The following is a 17,235-nucleotide window of genomic DNA, read 5'->3' on the forward strand; positions in this document are numbered from 1 at the left end:
TGAATAAGCTGATTATTACTTAATAATGAGAGAGAATAGGTTTAAGCATGTTTCGATGGATTTGCTTTATTATATTTGAGATAAATATCACCTAAGTCTCAATGATCACAAAAGAAGAACTGCAACAAAAATACAAAAAGCTATCTACAGAAAAATTGATCGAAATAATTGACAACAAGGCCAACTATACAGAGCTGGCAGTTGAAGTAGCCGTTGCTGAATTTGACAGTAGAGACGTACCTGAAAGCGAGGTAATGGATTATAGGATTAAGCAAGTTGATAACCTGAATTCTGCTTTAGAAAGAAGCTTTGAGCCGCTTGGCTTTTTACAGAAACTCCTGTTTTTCTTTTTATTTATCCCGCTATTACACTTCGCGTTTAAAATGAATTACAGATCTGATGGGGCTACTTTAAAACTTAGGCAATCAAATTATTATTCATTAATCGGTTTTATCTCACTGCTGCTCTCGACTTTTATTTTAGCAATTTTTGATTGGAATATTGCCGAGTCAACTGTTTTAGGCATCTGGATGATCTTCTTTATCCCTGCTTACTTGCTCGATGATCATTTCAACAAAAGAGTAATTATTGAAAGAACAAACCGGATTTTGGTAGAAGATTATAATATGAGGGATAAAGAAGAATAACTTCAGGCATCAATTCCCGTTAATCCCTTATAAAATAGCTTTGCATAACCGGCTATCTTATCGGCCATGTCCAATCCGTTAATGATCTTTCGGGCGTTTACCCAATCAGTGCGGTCTGCATTAAAATATCTGTCGAGGTTTACGCCGGTGAACATGCCCTTTGTCATGCCTTTTACCATGATCTCAGCAGCGATGTCATCTTGTAGGGCGAGATCCGGATTGTTAAGCAGATCGATATGCAGCAATCTGCCCATGCTTTCGTAATTCTCATACCACGTTAACTGCACATACCCGCGACCGTAATAGATCTGATCGGGCGTGGTATAGGGTACTCGGTGGCCGGGGCCGCCGCCCATTTTAAGTTTTTGGCCGTAAGGATGCCCCGCTCCGCGCCCGTTTTCTCTTACAGGTTGCATAGTGCCATCGCATTCGTGATAAACCGTGGCCAGCATGTAGGCTACCTGGCGTTCGTCGGTTACGCCGCCGTCTTCAGCAGCTTTAATAATGGCTTCGATGCCATCAACATGGTTTTGGGTTAAATGTCCGCCAAATAAGGCAGGACGGATAGTGTCGTAAAGTTGTTTAGTACCTGGCATGGTAATAAAATTTAGGTGTTAGTGAATAAAAATAAATGTCTCCGGGAATGGAGTTTGAATTAAAGAGGGTGTAGTAAGGCTTAGGTAAATATAGATATTATTTAATTGAATATCAATATTGTATGCGTAGTAAAGCTTCTTGCGCTCATTTGTGATGAGTGGTTAACGTGGGTTTGCGTTTATAACGCAAACCGTAATTTATTGAAATTTGCTGGCTTGATTCTGTTGGTTAATTGCGTTGCAAACGCAAAACCATGTTAAGCGCTCGTTACAAACGAGCGCAAGCTTTGAACTTAAAATACCTGAAAAATTAAAACCGATCTTTCAAAAACTTACCGGTATAGCTGCCTTTTTGCTTGATCAAATCTTCGGGAACACCTTCAAAAACAACTTTACCGCCACGGTCACCGCCTTCGGGGCCGATATCAATTACCCAATCGGCGCATTTAATTACATCCATGTTATGCTCGATAACGATGATGGTGTTACCATGGTCAAGCAGTGCGTCGAATGATTTCAAAAGTTTTTTGATATCGGCAAAATGCAAACCGGTAGTTGGTTCATCAAAAATGAAAAGCGTTTTGTTAGTATTGTTACCCTTAACCAGGAATGATGCCAGCTTAATACGCTGTGCTTCACCGCCTGATAAAGTGTTTGATGATTGACCCAATTGCACATAACCCAAACCAACATCAACCAATGGTTTTATTTTGGCAATTACCTTAGGTTCTTTGGCAAAAAATTCAACGCCTTCGTCGATGGTCATGTTCAAGATCTCCGATACGTTTTTCTCTTTGTATTGAATATCGAGTACATGCTGTTTAAAACGATGACCGCCACAGGTTTCGCAGGTAAGGAAGATATCAGCCATAAACTGCATCTCTATTTTCACTTCGCCTTCGCCCTGGCAAACATCGCAACGACCGCCCTCTACGTTAAAAGAAAACGCCGATGGTTTTAAGCCTGCTGCTTTTGCTGCCGGTTGCGAAGCGTAAAGGTTACGGATCTCATCCCAGGCTTTAACATAAGTAACCGGGTTGGAACGTGATGAACGGCCGATAGGGTTTTGATCAACCAGTTCAACTTGTTCTATTTTGCCAAAATCGCCATCAATGGCATCGTACAAGCCTGTTTGCTCGCCCGAATAATTGCCTAAAGCTTTTTGTACAGCAGGGGCAAGGATGCGTTTTACCAAACTGGTTTTACCAGAACCGGATACACCGGTGACAACGGTAAGCACTCCCAAAGGGAATTTGGCATCTACATGTTTCAGGTTGTTTTCACGAGCGCCTTTTATCTCGATAAAATCATGCCATTTACGGCGGCTTTTCGGGATGGCTATTTCTTCCCTGCCGCTCAGGTATTTACCGGTAAGACTTTTTTCGTCCTTTATAATTTCGTCATAAGTGCCGGTGAAAATTAGTTCTCCACCATGAGTGCCAGCCTCAGGGCCGATATCGATGATATGGTCGGCAGCTTTCATGATCTCTTCTTCGTGCTCAACAACCAAAACGGTGTTGCCCACATCGCGAAGAGATTTTAAAACGCTTACCAATCGCTCAGTATCGCGAGGGTGCAGACCGATACTCGGCTCATCCAACACATAAACTGAACCTACCAAGCTGCTGCCTAAGGAAGTAGCCAGGTTAATACGCTGCGATTCACCGCCCGATAGGGTATTTGATAAACGGTTAAGTGTTAAGTAACTCAAGCCAACATCGTTCAAAAAACCTAAACGGTTGGTGATCTCCATTAATAATCGTTTGCCAATTTTTGCATCGTTCTCGCTCAGTTCAAGCGTTTTGAAAAACTCGAATGCTTTGTCCAAAGGCATCAATACCACATCGGTAATTGATTTGGTGTTGATCTTTACGTACGACGCATCCATCCGCAACCGGCTACCCTTACATTCCGGACAGGTGGTTTTGCCCCTGTATCGCGATAGCAAAACACGGTACTGAATTTTATAGGTCTGCTCTTCCATTTCCTTGAAAAACTCATCAAGGCCGCGGAAAAATTTATTGCCGGTCCATATCAGTCGCTGTTCCTTTTCAGTAAGTTGGTTATACTGACGATGGATAGGGAAATCAAATTTCAATGCATGGCGAACCAGGGCATCATTCCATTCGCGCATTTTTTCGCCGCGCCAAGGGGCAATGGCTCCTTCGTAAATGGATTTGCTTTTATCGGGGATAACCAAATCCTCATCAATGCCTATCACCTTACCATAGCCCTCGCATTTTTTGCAAGCGCCGTAAGGGTTGTTAAAGCTGAAAAAATTTGGCGTCGGCTCTTCAAATTTTAAATCGTCCAGTTCAAATCTATCACAGAAAAAACGTTCATGCTCAGTCTCTCCGTCAGGTTCCTGGAAGCGGACAAAGCAATCGCCTTTACCTTCAAAAAAGGCGGTTTGGATGGAATCGCCGAGGCGGCTTATGGTTTCATCCTCTTCGTTTTTGGTAACGCGGTCAACCACAATGCGTACGGTAGCGGGTGGTTCTACTTCCGCAGCTTCGGCGGTTGCTTTTTTAGATTTCGTTTTTTTAATCTCAACTACCGGCTCGGCAGCTATCATCGACACATTTTCAACGGTCTCATCTTCCAGCAATGCCTCAATGCGCGATAGTTTGCCATTGTATTCAACCCTTACAAAACCTTTTTGCATCAGCACCGCAAGTTCTTCTTTTAAAGTACGGTTGTTGTGTGGATGTAATGGTGCAAGGATGGTTACCTGAGTTTCGTTAGGTAAAGAGAGCACAAAATTCACCACATCGGTAACAGAATCTTTTTTAACCACATTGCCCGATATAGGCGAAATGGTTTTGCCGATGCGCGAAAAAAGCAGCTTCAGATAATCATAGATCTCGGTAGAAGTACCCACGGTTGAGCGCGGGTTGGAGGTGATCACCTTTTGTTCAATAGCGATAGCCGGGGCTATGCCCTTAATATAATCCACATCGGGCTTGTTCATACGGCCCAAAAACTGGCGGGCATATGACGACAAGCTTTCCACATAACGGCGCTGCCCCTCGGCATAAAGTGTATCGAACGCGAGCGACGATTTGCCCGAGCCCGACATGCCCGTAACCACCACTAATTTATTTTTAGGGATGGCCACATCAAGGTTTTTCAGGTTATGCACCCTTGCGCCTTTTATAATTATATGTTTTTGCGGATCTTTTTCTGCTTCTGTACTCATTCTGTTGAATTAGTTCGATGGGTTGATGGTTCACAGATCATAGCCTGAACGGCGATTTACAGCAAATAATTTACCATAAATTCTGACCAATGCACCATGAACTTTTCGGAATGCAAAAATCCTAAAAAATTTAGCAGTATGCAAATCGGTTTTAATTGTTTATACCAATTTAACAGGTCATTTTCATGTGTTTACAGTTTGTTGACTTTTTAAGGCTTAATACTTTTTTAACAACTAATTTTTGAAAAATTTATTTTGGTTAATGATTAAACCTTCGGTATTAAAAGTCAGTCTAAAGTAAGCTTACCAAATTATTGATGGTTTTGCGTTCAATTATGCCGATTAATAGTAATGTATAACTCCAAAAAAAAAATTTTATTTGTTTTTTCGCCAATTATTTATTTTATTTGAAGAAACAAATCTGTAACCCCTAAGGAGCACGCTATAGAATATACTTTACTTTAAAAGGTTTTAACTAAGAATTAAGTTTAAGTAGTACTTTCTATGGATTTTCAATTGAAGAGTGATCAGGATCTAATCCATCTATATGTAGCTGGCGATGAAGCGGGCCTTGTAGAACTGATAAGACGTTACCAATCAAAAATATATACTTCCATTTACCTGTTGGTAAAAGACGAATACCTTGCCGAGGATATTTTTCAGGATGCTTTTATAAAAGTGATCAACACCCTTAAAGCCGGAAAATATAACGAAGAAGGTAAATTTTTACCATGGGTAACCCGCATTGCACACAATCTTGTGATTGATCATTTCCGCCGCGAAAAACGTGCGCCGATGATAAGCAATGGTGATGATTTTGATATTTTTGAAGTGCTTGGCAATTACGACGAAAGTACTGAAGATAAAATGGTTAGGGAACAAACCCATAAAGATTTGAAAGCCCTGATCCAGTTATTGCCATCCGAGCAAAAAGAGGTGCTCATTATGCGCCACTTCGGCGATATGAGCTTTAAGGAGATTGCCGATATTACTGATGTAAGCATCAATACCGCCCTTGGCCGGATGCGCTACGCCCTCAATAACCTCCGCAAAATGATGCAGAGTAAGGAGCTTAGTTTGAAAAATTAGTCATTAGGTCATTATTTCATTAGGTCATTGAATTGTTGGTATGCAAATTTGCCAATAAATCAATGACCTAATGACTTTAATGACAGCCCTGCGAAATGACATCCAAAGAAAAATTTCATTTAATTTTCATTTAACAAAATATTATCTTTAAGCCACCGTTATAAATCGTATAAAATTTATAGTAAAATAAGCTTATGGATGAAACCTTTACAAAAACGTTAAATGCATTAGCTAACCAAGGCGAAATGAACAGAGATGTACAAGAAAATCTGGATGCTGACGATGTGATTTTTTACAATTCCATCCGTGCTGATTTGGATCTGCTGGTTAAAAAACCAAAAGTTCAGACCATCCACCAGATACTTGACTATTCAAAAAGCCTCCGTTAGTACTTATTGCGGATTCCCCCACTGGTTCATAGATCATAATGGTTAACCCCGGTTAACAATATTGATTTATGAACCTTTCTATTTTATGTGGGTTCATTAGTTCACTGGTTCATTCGTTCATTGGTGAAAAGTTTGATAGTTTTGGCATTTAGTTTATTGAAGGTATTGCCGTATGCAAAGTTCCAATAAGCTAATGAACAAATGAACCAGTGAACTAACTATGCTTAAAGCCGAACGTTACCGCTACTTTGTTGAATACTTTTCGCAAAACCAGCCTAACCCTGTTACCGAACTGCATTATAACAATCCATTTCAGTTGCTGGTGGCCGTTATACTTTCGGCGCAATGTACCGATAAACGAATTAATCAGGTTACCCCGGCGTTGTTTGACCGTTTCCCTACAGCTCAGGATCTGGCCGACTCCACATCCGATGAGGTTTTCAATTACATCCGCTCGGTAAGTTATCCTAATAATAAAGCCAAGCATTTGGTAGGTATGGGCAAAATGCTGATGGAAGTTTTTAACGGCGAAGTGCCTTCGGGTATAGATAACCTGCAAAAACTACCGGGCGTTGGGCGGAAAACAGCCAATGTAATAGCTTCGGTAATATTTGAAGAGCCGGCTATGGCGGTTGACACCCATGTTTTCAGGGTGGCTAACAGGATTGGTTTAACTAATAATGCCCGCACGCCACTTGCCGTTGAGAAACAACTGGTACAAAATATCCCTAAGGAGCATATAGCGGTAGCGCATCACTGGTTGATATTGCATGGCCGATATATTTGTCTGGCCCGCAGCCCTAAATGTGATGTTTGTCCGCTTACCTGGTTTTGCCGTTATTATGAGCGCAATAATACTGAAGGAGCTTTAAAGAGGGCAGAAGCAGCAAAAGAAAGAAAGGCGAAAGAAGCAAAGAAGAAAAAACAGCTTAACGCTATTAGTAAAGAATTGAAGAAGCGGAGTGTGGATAAAGGTTGATTAGGTGAGTGGTTGATGGAGTGAATAGTTAGTACATTTATATGTAGATAACCTAATCAACTATTCACTAAATCAACCATTCTCTAACCCTAAAAATAAATTACTAAAAAAATTAGTAATTATAAAAAATGTATTTATATATTTGTTGAAGAAAGTAAAACGATGGCTAACACAGATAAAAATAACAGCTCGGATAAATTAAAGGCATTACAGCTTACGCTGGATAAGCTGGAGAAAACATACGGTAAAGGTTCCATCATGAAATTGGGCGATTCTATAATCGAACAAACTGAAGTGATCTCGACCGGTTCGTTAGGTTTGGATATTGCTTTAGGTGTTAATGGCTTGCCGAAAGGCAGGATCATTGAGATCTATGGTCCGGAGTCGTCAGGTAAAACAACCCTGGCTATCCATGCTATTGCCGAATCGCAGAAAAAAGGTGGCATTGCTGCTTTTATTGATGCGGAGCATGCTTTTGACCGTTTCTATGCTAAAAAATTAGGTGTAGATGTTGAGAACCTATTGATCTCTCAACCAGATAATGGTGAGCAGGCTTTGGAAATTGCTGATAACCTGATCCGTTCAGGAGCTATTGATATCCTGGTTATTGACTCTGTTGCTGCATTGGTTCCCAAAGCTGAGATTGAAGGCGAAATGGGCGATTCGAAAATGGGTCTTCACGCACGTTTAATGTCGCAGGCTTTGCGTAAGTTAACCGGTACCATCAGCAAAACTGGATGCTGCTGTATCTTCATCAACCAATTGCGTGATAAAATTGGTGTGATGTTCGGTAACCCGGAAACTACTACAGGTGGTAACGCTTTGAAGTTTTACGCTTCGGTACGTTTGGATGTTCGCCGTATCTCTCAAATTAAAGATACCGACGAGGTTTCTGGTAACCGCGTTAAAGTTAAGATAGTTAAAAATAAAGTAGCTCCGCCGTTCCGCATAGCTGAGTTTGATATCATGTTTGGTGAAGGCATTTCAAAAGCCGGCGAGATCATCGATTTAGGCGTTGAATACAACATTATTAAAAAAGCAGGTTCATGGTTTAGCTATGGCGAAACCCGTTTAGGTCAGGGCCGTGACGCGGTTAAACAATTGATCCTCGATAATCCGGAGTTGCAGGAAGAACTGGAAAGTAAGATCCGCGAAACGGTTACGGGCGAAAGCATGGAAGAGGTATAGTACGCTAAGCCAACCATTTCTAAAGTGATTTAAATAAGTACAAAAAAGCTTTCCGAAAGGAAAGCTTTTTTTATAAAACTATCTGCCGCGGGTTTAGCGTAGCGTAACCCGTGGTGAACTATCATTTAAGCTTCCAGCTTAAATACCCCAACAAACAACCTAAAGCCCAATGAGCCGTAACTACAAATTCCATAACCAGGAGTTCCCCCATTTTGTAACGTTCACAGTTGTAAATTGGATAGATGTTTTTACAAGGCGTGAATACAAAGATATCATCGTAGATAGCCTGAAATACTGTATTAAAAACAAGGGTTTAAAACTATATGCCTGGGTTATCATGAGCAACCACGTACATTTAATTATCGGAACAAATGATAAGCCTATGCAGGATATTTTGCGAGATATCAAAAGACATACATCTAAAACCCTAACTAAAGCAGTAGCCGAAAACATACAGGAAAGCCGACGCAAATGGATGCTTTGGTTTTTTGAGAGGGAAGGTCAGAAGAACCCCGGTAATGAATATCATAAGTTTTGGCAATCGGGAAACCACCCTATCGAATTGTTTGGTGATAAGATGATTGATCAAAAGTTGGATTATTTGCATAATAATCCTGTGGTTGCTGGCTGGGTGGATAAGCCGGAAGATTTTCTTTACAGTAGTGCAAGAGATTATGCTGGGGATAAAGGTTTGATTGATATCGAACTGATGTGTTAGTTTTTATAATGTTGGTTAAGCTGAAAGCTTAACTTGTTTTACACCACGGGTTACGCTACGCTAAACCCGCGGCAGATAATAGATATGGATTTATTTAAATCCCCTCAGTAACGTATATTTAGCCCCAAATTATCACTATAACTAAAACTATGGGTTCATCCAAACAGCTTGTTGAAAATATGTTTAAGGCCGGTGGCATCACCATGAATGGTACAAACCCATGGGATCCGCAGGTGCATAACCCCAAATTGTATGACAGGTTGCTTGGCGGCGGATCATTAGGTTTTGGCGAAGCATATATGGAAGGCTGGTGGGATTGCGAAGCTTTGGATGAATTTTTTTTCAGAGTGCAATATCACAGGGTAGATAAAATGCTGCCCCGCGATTTGAATACCCTTAAATATTACCTGAAAGCCAAATACCTTAACCAGCAAACCCAATCGCGCTCTAAAGAAGTAGTAAAACGACATTACGATATCGGTAATGATCATTACGAATTAGTGCTTGATAAATACATGCAATATTCCTGTGGCTACTGGGGTTACGGTGCAAATACACTGGAAGAAGCCCAGGAAGCTAAATTAGATATGGTATGCCGCAAGCTGAAACTGGAACCCGGCATGAAAATGCTCGACCTGGGTTGTGGTTGGGGCGGGCTATCACAATTCGCCGCCGAAAGATATGGCGTGAACGTAGTAGGCGTAACCATTTCTGAAGAGCAAGCTGCCTATGCCCGTGAAAAATGTAAAGGCCTTCCTGTAGAAATAAGAGTGCATGACTATCGGGAATTGAACGATGAATTTGACCGTGTAGCCTGCGTAGCAATGACCGAGCATATCGGCTACCGCAACTATCGTACACTAATGGAGGTGGTTAGCCGTAACCTGAAACAGGATGGCATTTTTCTGCAACACACCATCGGCGGCAATTATTCAACTAAAATTACCGATCCCTGGATAGATAAATACATTTTCCCTAACGGCATGCTGCCATCCGCGGCTCAACTTACCACGGCATCACAAGGTTTATTCATTTTGGAAGACTGGCATAACTTCGGCACCCATTATGATCGTACCTGTTTGGAGTGGTTAAAAAATCTCGATGCCACCTGGGATCAACGCGATAGCGCCCAATACGATGAGACTTTCCACCGCATGTGGCGGTATTACCTCAGCGCCAGCGCTGCCTCATTCCGCTCGAGAAAAAATCATTTGTGGCAGATAGTTTTCACCAAGCCATTGCACTTGGGTGAATATAAATCGATAAGATAAAAGCAAACGGGGCGGCATTAAATAATGTCACCCCGTTGTGTTTAAACGTTATTTGGTCTATTCCAAAACCACTCGTTTAAGCGCCCATATATAGCCAAAATGTAACCCTTCGTGAAAAGCGATAAAACGGATGGCTTCTTCAATATTGCTCAAGGTAACGCCGTAACGGGTTGTCATGGGCTGATAGTTGCTGAAAATACCGGCATTGTAGTCTTCTTCCAGTTTATCAATTGTCGAGATAAACAATTCTTTCACTTTAGCAATTTCATCAGCATCAACAAAACCTTGCGGTTTAGTATCCGGGCGATAGGGTGTAAAATATTTATCATCAACAACAATTGGCACCCCGGCACGGGTATAATGAATACCCTGCTGACCGGATATTAAATGAGTTAAGTTCCAGATCAGGTTATTGTTAAAGCCTGCTGGGATATGGTTAAGTTGTTCGGTTGTTAAAGGTTCAATGATGCTTAGTAGCGTTAATCGTGGTTTTTTGATAACCTCAAATTCCTGTTTCATGGGTTAAGTATAGTGGTAAAGTGCTTGTGGGCTTGGCTAAAGTATGAAGATTGTGGTATAATTTCGTCAAATTATCGCATCGGCATCGGCAATGCTTTAAGCCTTATATCTTTTATTATACCTTTGCCCATTCATTTACTCATCCATTTTAATGCAGGATACCTCTTTAAATAACACGGCGGTAAAACATAATAAGTTCATTATTTACTTTTTGCTGTTGTGGGCATTGCTAAACGCGGTACAGGCTTTTACGCTCGAGATCCACGCCGACGAAGCCTACTACTGGGTTTACTCCCGCTTTTTAGATTGGGGCTATTACGATCATCCACCCATGGTGGCTGTTTATATTAAAGCTGGCTATAGTTTAATGCATAACGAGTTTGGGGCGAGGCTGTTTACTGTTATCACCACTACGGCATCGTTGTACCTGATGTGGGTAATGCTGAAGCGTTACCGGGTTGATGCCATCAATTTTATTTTGGTGATATCGGGCATATTTGTGTTCCATATCTATGGCTTCACTACCACGCCGGATGCCCCGCTACTGTTTTTTACAGTGCTGTTCCTGTATTTCTATCAACAATACATTGAAAAAGATAGCTTTAAACTGGCCGTATTACTCGGCGTGGTGGTGGCGTGCTTACTTTACAGCAAGTATCACGGTATATTACTGGTTGTTTTTACCCTTGCAGCCAATATCAAATTATTAAAGCGAGGATCATTTTATGCTATCGTATTATTGGCTTTGGCCTTGTATGCGCCGCATATTATCTGGCAGGCTAATCATGGTTTCCCTTCGTTAAGCTACCATTTATCCGAGCGCTCGGCTGAGGGGTATAATTTTGAATATACTTACATCTACCCACTGGGACAATTGCTGATGGCTGGTCCGCTGATTGGTTGGTTGCTGTTTTATAAAGGATTTAAAGCTAAATCACAAGATGTTTTTACCCGTACATTACGTGTTAACGCCATTGGGATCTTGGCCTTCTTTTTCCTAACCTCCTTTAAAGGTGAGGTACAATTACATTGGACATTGATTGCTTATGTACCGCTATCCATGATGGTACTGATCAGTTTTACCCAGCCGGGTGTAAAACCCTCATGGTTTAACAGGTTGGCCATTATTAACATGGCCATGATCGTAATCCTCCGGGTTTGTATCATTATCGCTTTCCCTCCTTTGTTAAAAGTTGATGCGGTACGGAGTTTCTTTGGTTTTAAGGAATGGGCGAAACTGATCCGCGAAAAAGCCGGGGATAACTATGTGATATTTAACGAGGGCTTTCAAAATCCATCTAAATACAATTTCTACAATAATACCATTAAAGGTTTCGACTACGATGCGCGTTACTACCGCCGTACTCAATATGATATCTGGCCGATAGAGGATAGCCTGCAACATAAACGGGCTTACGTGGTGAGCGCCGATATCCCAATGAACGGTACAACTACCGATTCGGTAATTAACAGTGCCGGAAAATGGTATAACGGATGGGTTGATGATATACGCACTTATCAAAAAATTGATTTCCAGGTGGCATCATATAAAGAGGTAATGGCTCCGGGGGCAAATAAAGAGTTCGATCTGGAGTTTAAAAACCCTTATCCTTTCCCTATCAACTTTAGTAATGTTAACGCGAAGCATAAGGTGTTTCTGGAAGCTTGTTTTTTTAAGGGCACCGACCAGGTAAACCAGCAACAAGCCGACAGCACATTCAATAATATTTCATTAAAAACCGGCGATACCGGGAACTTTAAATTTAATGTAACCGCGCCTAAACAGCCGGGCAAGTACGAGTTGATCTTCTCTATCCGTACTGAACCTTTTGTTGGCGGCCGCAACAATAAGATCATCAATATTACAGTAGAATAATACCATAGCTATGTTTAAACGGATATACCTTTTAGTCCTTTTTTCGATAATAACCGCAACCGCCTCTTTTGCACAGGGAAGCCTTGATATACATTTTAATGCCCTCGGGTTTATGGATAACCGAGAGTATAAGGATTTTGTGGCGCGTTCGCGCACCTACTCAGGTGTACGTACCACGCTCGATCTGGGTTTGAACCTCGATAGCGTGAACCACTTTGTTTTTGGAGCCAACGGCATTCACGAGTTTGGTGCTAAACCATACTTTTTAAAAGTGAATCCTGTTGCCTATTACAGTTACACAGGTAAAAACTGGTTGTTTAACGCAGGTGCTTTCCCGAGGGAGGGTTTGCTTGACGATTACCCTCGTGCATTATTGAATGATACCCTTCGCTACTATCGCCCTAATGTGGAGGGTTTGTTAACCCGTTTCCATAACGATCATTTTACCGAAACAGCCTGGATAGATTGGGTAAGCCGCCAAACCGTTACCGATCGTGAGCAGTTTTTGTTCGGTTTTTCGGGTAAATACCGGCCGAGCCTTACCGGGCCGTTTTATATAAGCCATTACTTTTTGTTGATGCACGATGCAGGCGCGGAAGTTCTGCTACCAAACGACCATATCCAGGATAATGGCGGAGGGCAGATCAGGTTAGGTTTAGACCTCAGTCATAAAACCATATTAGATTCGTTATCTATCGAAGCAGGTGGAATGGCATCCTTCGAGCGGGTGCGTGGCGTTGACGGTTTCCAAACACCCAAAGGTTTTGTAGCCAATGCTTATTTAAGCTGGAAACGTTTCGCACTGTTTGATGAGTTTTACAAAGGCAAGGGGAGCCACATTATTTATGGCGACGCGTTTTTCGAAAAGAAAACCTATAACCGTTTAGATATTATTTACACACCGTTTTTATACAAACGCGTAAAAGGCCAGTTTATATTCAGCCTGCACCAAACACCGGGCTACAGCAGCAACCAGGAAGCCTTCAGGGTAACGGTTGATCTGGGTAGGCGCACACTGGTGAGGTTTAAGGAATAGTGAACGGTTGATTGGGTTGATTTGGTGAGTGGTTGTCTGCTGATTTAGATAACTTACCTTGTAACTCGCCAAATCATTCAATAAATTGCAAATGTTAACCTTTATACACACATATACAATCCATGCAATTAAAAAAACAACTACTGATTGTGGTTGTACTGTTGCTCGCGGCACCTGCAAGGCTGTTGGCACAAGACAATCAATTTTCGGGCTGGGCGGCCTGGTTTCATTTCCATAAGCTGTCCGAGCATTGGGGCTACTCGTTTGATGGGCAGTTACGCTCGCACGATGAGGTAAGCTACCTCAAACACATTTTGCTCCGTCCGGCGGCTAACTACTATTTCGCCAAAAATAAAGTAGGTGCTTTAGGTTATGCTTATATAGCTACCTATGGCCGTACCCCGGCAAACGAAACAACATTTCGCCCGGAGCACCGCATTTGGGAGCAGTACACTTACAGCCATAAACTCGTTAAGCGGGTACAACTTTCACACCGCTTAAGGTTGGAGCAGCGCTTTTTAGGTAATACTGCTGATAATAAAAACGACAGTTATTTCGCACAACGTTTCAGGTATTTCGCTCGTGCGGTGATCCCGATGAAACCGGATTCGGTCGCGTTTACCCAGGGTACATTCCTCGCGTTACAAAACGAGGCTTTTGTAAACGTACAGAATAAGAATAAAGTAAATAAACATTTTTTTGATCAGAACCGTGCTTATGTAGCGGTGGGTTATCGTTTCAGCAAATCGTTTGATGCGGAAGCGGGGTATCTGAACCAATACATTAAGCAGGCTGATGCTTACGTGGTGAACCACGTGGCTCAGGTGGCTGTTTATACGAGGTTTTAATACAAAAAAAGCCGTCATTGCTTCGTTTCTCAATGACGGCTTTTATACCTTTCTGTTTTTATTTAGGGCTGTTATATCCTCTCAATATCTCCGCTACCGGCTTTAGAAGAAGAAATATTCCTCGCACCGCCAGTATAATGCACATCGCCCGATCCGCTTACCGAGGCATCGATTTTGTTGCTCGCATTGATAGTTGCATCGCCCGAGCCGGCTATTGAAACTTGTGTATTAACGGTGATCAACTCACGCGCGGTAAAATCACCGGAGCCAACAACCGTTACCCGCGAATTGTCTGCGCGGCCCGAAAGTTTCATATCGCCCGATCCTGAAATGCTGCTTTCCAAATTTTTAACAGTCACTTTGCCCAGCATATCGCCCGAGCCAACTACTTTTAGTTTTAACGAGTTGGTGCTGATGCCTTCCCTAAAATAAACATCGCCCGAACCGGCCACGTTAATGCTGGTCATATCTTTAGATACTACGTGTACTATCATTTTGCGGTTTTTGCCCCAGCTCCAGCTATCCCAGTTGGTGCCTTTTTTGCTGTAAATTTTCAATACACCGCCATCAACTTCGGTAATGATCTTGTCGATCACATCTGATGGTGCTTCTACTTTTACCGATTCGTTAGCGCCCTGAGTGTAGTACACATCGAATGAACCGGCCAGGTCGATAGCACTGAAACCTGATAAATGGCGGTCTTGCGTGGTTTGATCGGCGTGTTTAACAATATAATGTACTGGTTTTGCTGTACTGTAGCTTACTGTGCCGGTTGCCAATATGGCTGCTAATAATATTTTTGAGATCGATTTCATGACGATTGTTTTAGTTGTGTTTCAAATTAGACGCCGGTGTGTAACCGAAAGTTGCACCGCAGCATGATTTTTTTGTCTTTTTTGTAAAACTGATGCGGAGGATTTTTACATACCGAACATTTTTGCCTTTAACGGGTTGATTAACTTTGTTTATGGTTCAGCAACAAACTTTAACCGATTATGTAAATGCCCCACCGGATAGTGGTTCTTTAAATGGCGGGTATTTCGCGGCTATCCGTCTGCATGAATTTTCGGATGAGAGTTTGGCTGCAACCGCGGTTTACAGCCGGAAGGATTTTTACAAAATCTCGCTCATCACCGGTGATGCCACCTATTACTACCGCGAAAAAACCTACCAGGTAAAACCCGGCGATTGTGTGCTGGTTTTCACCAATCGCGAAACACCATATCGCTGGCAGATCCATAGCGGGGCCTGTAATGGTTACGCTTGTATGTTCACCGAAGATTTTTTACCGCTACATACCTACCTGCGCCCGGCAGATATGGCCGTATTTAATGATGCCGGTTATTCGTTTTTAAAACTTAATGAAGAAGAGCAAGCCGCTTTTGAAGCCCTCTTCCAAAAAATGATAACAGAGCAGGAATCAGCTTACGAAAATAAATACCAGCTTTTGTTTTTATACATGTTGGAGTGTGTGCACGCGGCACTCAAATTGAAACCCCGTTCCGTAAGCAATAACCAAACCGCGGCAACCCGGTTGGCAGATGCTTTTAAGTTATTGTTGAATGATCAGTTCCCGGTAGTAAATCCTTATCAGAAACTAACCATGCGCTCGCCCCAGGCGTTTGCTGATAAACTTGCAGTACATACCAATTATTTGAACCGGGCGCTGAAAGACGTAACAGGTAAAACCACCACGCAGCTTATTGCCGAAAGGACAATGCAGGAAGCGCAGGCTTTACTGATCCATTCCAACTGGTCGGTAAGCCAGATAAGCGATAGCCTTGGTTTTGACGATCCAACACATTTTGCCAAAGCGTTTAGGAAAGCTACCGGGCAAAAACCTTCTGCATTAAGGCAAATGGTTTGATTTATGCCGGTATTGGTTTGAATACAGTCGGTGTTGGGCTTTTAACTGGCTATAACTTTGCTGTTATTAAAAAAACATCAGGTTATGAAAACATGGTTTATCACCGGCTCATCTGCCGGATTGGGACGAATACTTACAGAAAAATTATTAGCGCAAGGGCACCGCGTTGTTGCTACGGCACGGAAGGTAGAAGCACTTGACGATCTGAAACAAAAATATACCGACAAGCTATGGGTAGCAAAACTGGATGTTACCGATAACGCCCAGATAAAAGAGGTAATGAAAAAAGCATTTGACGATTTGGGGCAGATAGATGTGATTGTCAATAACGCGGGTTACGCCCTGTTTTGCGCAGCCGAAGAAGCAAGTGATGAGCAGATCAGGCAGCAGATAGATACCAATATCATTGGATCTATACAGGTGATCAGGGCGGCGTTACCTTATTTAAGAGAGCAAGGCGGCGGCCGCATCCTACAGCTATCATCGGCAGGCGGGCAAACTACCTATCCAAACTTTAGCTTTTATCATACCACTAAATGGGCAGTTGAAGGTTTTTGCGATACCTTGGCCATAGAAGTAGCACCGCTAAATATAGGTGTAACTATTGTTGAGCCTGGCGCGCATAAAACATCTTTTGCATCAGGTATGGTTACCGCGCCGGTAATGGAAGCCTATGATAAAACCCCGGCCGGTGATGTGCGCAGGGCCATAGCAGCGGGTAGCTTTCCGATAAAGGGCGACGTAAATAAAACTGTGCAGGCCATGATAGACAGCGTTGACATTTCCCCTGCACCGCTACGTTTAGCTTTAGGCGGAGATGCCTATCGTGATGTGCGTGCAGCGCTGGTATCCCGTTTGGAAGCGCTGGATAGTCACAAGGAAATTGCACTTGCCAGTGAGATGGCGGATTGATTGTTGGGCAGCTGAATAACAAAACGTCATTGCGAGGAACGAAGCAATCGCGAACTTTACAGGGCGGACCTGCCTGTGTGCGATTGCTTCGTTCCTCGCAA

The 17,235-nt window shown here is 42.4% G+C and carries 16 protein-coding genes; 12 read left to right on the plus strand and 4 right to left on the minus strand.

Translation table 11 applies throughout. The annotated features are described in order from the left end of the window. Nucleotides 1-101: 101 nt before the first annotated feature. Nucleotides 102-647, plus strand: coding sequence for a hypothetical protein (locus AAFN85_RS24895; protein ID WP_347530485.1), 546 nt, complete (start codon nucleotides 102-104; stop codon nucleotides 645-647). Nucleotides 648-649: 2 nt separating this feature from the next. Here the strand turns inward: AAFN85_RS24895 and AAFN85_RS24900 are convergent, their stop codons facing one another. Both AAFN85_RS24900 and uvrA read right to left on the minus strand, forming a co-directional pair. Further along, nucleotides 650-1,243, minus strand: coding sequence for a glycoside hydrolase family 19 protein (locus AAFN85_RS24900; RefSeq protein WP_347530486.1), 594 nt, complete (start codon nucleotides 1,241-1,243; stop codon nucleotides 650-652). A 310-nt stretch (nucleotides 1,244-1,553) separates the two neighbouring features. Continuing rightward, complete coding sequence (gene uvrA, locus AAFN85_RS24905) at nucleotides 1,554-4,442, minus strand: excinuclease ABC subunit UvrA (protein WP_347530487.1); 2,889 nt, start codon at nucleotides 4,440-4,442, stop codon at nucleotides 1,554-1,556. 504 nt (nucleotides 4,443-4,946) lie between these two features. Here uvrA and AAFN85_RS24910 point away from each other — a divergent pair. The 6 genes from AAFN85_RS24910 to cfa all read left to right on the plus strand — a co-directional run bounded on the left by AAFN85_RS24910 (nucleotide 4,947) and on the right by cfa (nucleotide 10,076). Next, nucleotides 4,947-5,531 carry a sigma-70 family RNA polymerase sigma factor gene (locus AAFN85_RS24910; protein ID WP_022829898.1) on the plus strand — a complete coding sequence of 195 codons (585 nt, stop codon included), beginning with the start codon at nucleotides 4,947-4,949 and terminating at the stop codon, nucleotides 5,529-5,531. Between the two features lie 194 nt (nucleotides 5,532-5,725). Next, nucleotides 5,726-5,920 (plus strand): hypothetical protein, encoded by a 195-nt coding sequence (locus AAFN85_RS24915; protein ID WP_347530488.1) that lies wholly within the window; start codon nucleotides 5,726-5,728, stop codon nucleotides 5,918-5,920. A gap of 220 nt (nucleotides 5,921-6,140) precedes the next feature. After that, nucleotides 6,141-6,899: an endonuclease III gene (nth, locus tag AAFN85_RS24920; RefSeq protein WP_347530489.1), complete on the plus strand. Its 759-nt coding sequence runs from the start codon at nucleotides 6,141-6,143 to the stop codon at nucleotides 6,897-6,899. 162 nt (nucleotides 6,900-7,061) lie between these two features. Next, nucleotides 7,062-8,087: a recombinase RecA gene (recA, locus tag AAFN85_RS24925; protein ID WP_347530490.1), complete on the plus strand. Its 1,026-nt coding sequence runs from the start codon at nucleotides 7,062-7,064 to the stop codon at nucleotides 8,085-8,087. 169 nt (nucleotides 8,088-8,256) lie between these two features. Then, nucleotides 8,257-8,805, plus strand: coding sequence for a transposase (locus AAFN85_RS24930; protein ID WP_347530491.1), 549 nt, complete (start codon nucleotides 8,257-8,259; stop codon nucleotides 8,803-8,805). Nucleotides 8,806-8,954: 149 nt separating this feature from the next. Beyond that, complete coding sequence (gene cfa, locus AAFN85_RS24935) at nucleotides 8,955-10,076, plus strand: cyclopropane fatty acyl phospholipid synthase (RefSeq protein WP_347530492.1); 1,122 nt, start codon at nucleotides 8,955-8,957, stop codon at nucleotides 10,074-10,076. 57 nt (nucleotides 10,077-10,133) lie between these two features. Here cfa and AAFN85_RS24940 read toward each other — a convergent pair whose 3' ends face one another. Next, complete coding sequence (locus tag AAFN85_RS24940) at nucleotides 10,134-10,595, minus strand: DinB family protein (protein ID WP_347530493.1); 462 nt, start codon at nucleotides 10,593-10,595, stop codon at nucleotides 10,134-10,136. A 151-nt stretch (nucleotides 10,596-10,746) separates the two neighbouring features. Here AAFN85_RS24940 and AAFN85_RS24945 point away from each other — a divergent pair, with 151 nt between their 5' ends. The 3 genes from AAFN85_RS24945 (at nucleotide 10,747) to AAFN85_RS24955 (ending at nucleotide 14,355) form a co-directional block, all read left to right on the plus strand. Then, entirely contained in the window at nucleotides 10,747-12,471 is a 1,725-nt protein-coding gene (locus AAFN85_RS24945; protein ID WP_347530494.1) for a glycosyltransferase family 39 protein, read from the plus strand. 112 nt (nucleotides 12,472-12,583) lie between these two features. Beyond that, nucleotides 12,584-13,507 carry a hypothetical protein gene (locus AAFN85_RS24950; protein WP_347530495.1) on the plus strand — a complete coding sequence of 308 codons (924 nt, stop codon included), beginning with the start codon at nucleotides 12,584-12,586 and terminating at the stop codon, nucleotides 13,505-13,507. Between the two features lie 122 nt (nucleotides 13,508-13,629). Further along, a complete protein-coding gene (locus tag AAFN85_RS24955; RefSeq protein ID WP_347530496.1) occupies nucleotides 13,630-14,355 on the plus strand; it encodes a DUF2490 domain-containing protein in 726 nt (241 codons plus the stop codon). Between the two features lie 71 nt (nucleotides 14,356-14,426). Here AAFN85_RS24955 and AAFN85_RS24960 read toward each other — a convergent pair whose 3' ends face one another. Further along, nucleotides 14,427-15,170, minus strand: coding sequence for a head GIN domain-containing protein (locus AAFN85_RS24960; protein ID WP_347530498.1), 744 nt, complete (start codon nucleotides 15,168-15,170; stop codon nucleotides 14,427-14,429). Between the two features lie 152 nt (nucleotides 15,171-15,322). On the opposite strand from AAFN85_RS24960, the gene AAFN85_RS24965 reads away from it, so the two are divergent. Both AAFN85_RS24965 and AAFN85_RS24970 read left to right on the plus strand, forming a co-directional pair. Continuing rightward, on the plus strand, nucleotides 15,323-16,222 hold the full coding sequence (locus AAFN85_RS24965; protein ID WP_347530499.1) for an AraC family transcriptional regulator: 900 nt from the start codon (nucleotides 15,323-15,325) through the stop codon (nucleotides 16,220-16,222). An 84-nt stretch (nucleotides 16,223-16,306) separates the two neighbouring features. Continuing rightward, nucleotides 16,307-17,134 (plus strand): SDR family oxidoreductase, encoded by an 828-nt coding sequence (locus AAFN85_RS24970; RefSeq protein ID WP_347530500.1) that lies wholly within the window; start codon nucleotides 16,307-16,309, stop codon nucleotides 17,132-17,134. The last annotated feature ends 101 nt before the right edge of the window (nucleotides 17,135-17,235 follow it).

This window comes from Mucilaginibacter sp. CAU 1740 (genome assembly GCF_039839285.1).
Lineage (GTDB): Bacteria > Bacteroidota > Bacteroidia > Sphingobacteriales > Sphingobacteriaceae > Mucilaginibacter.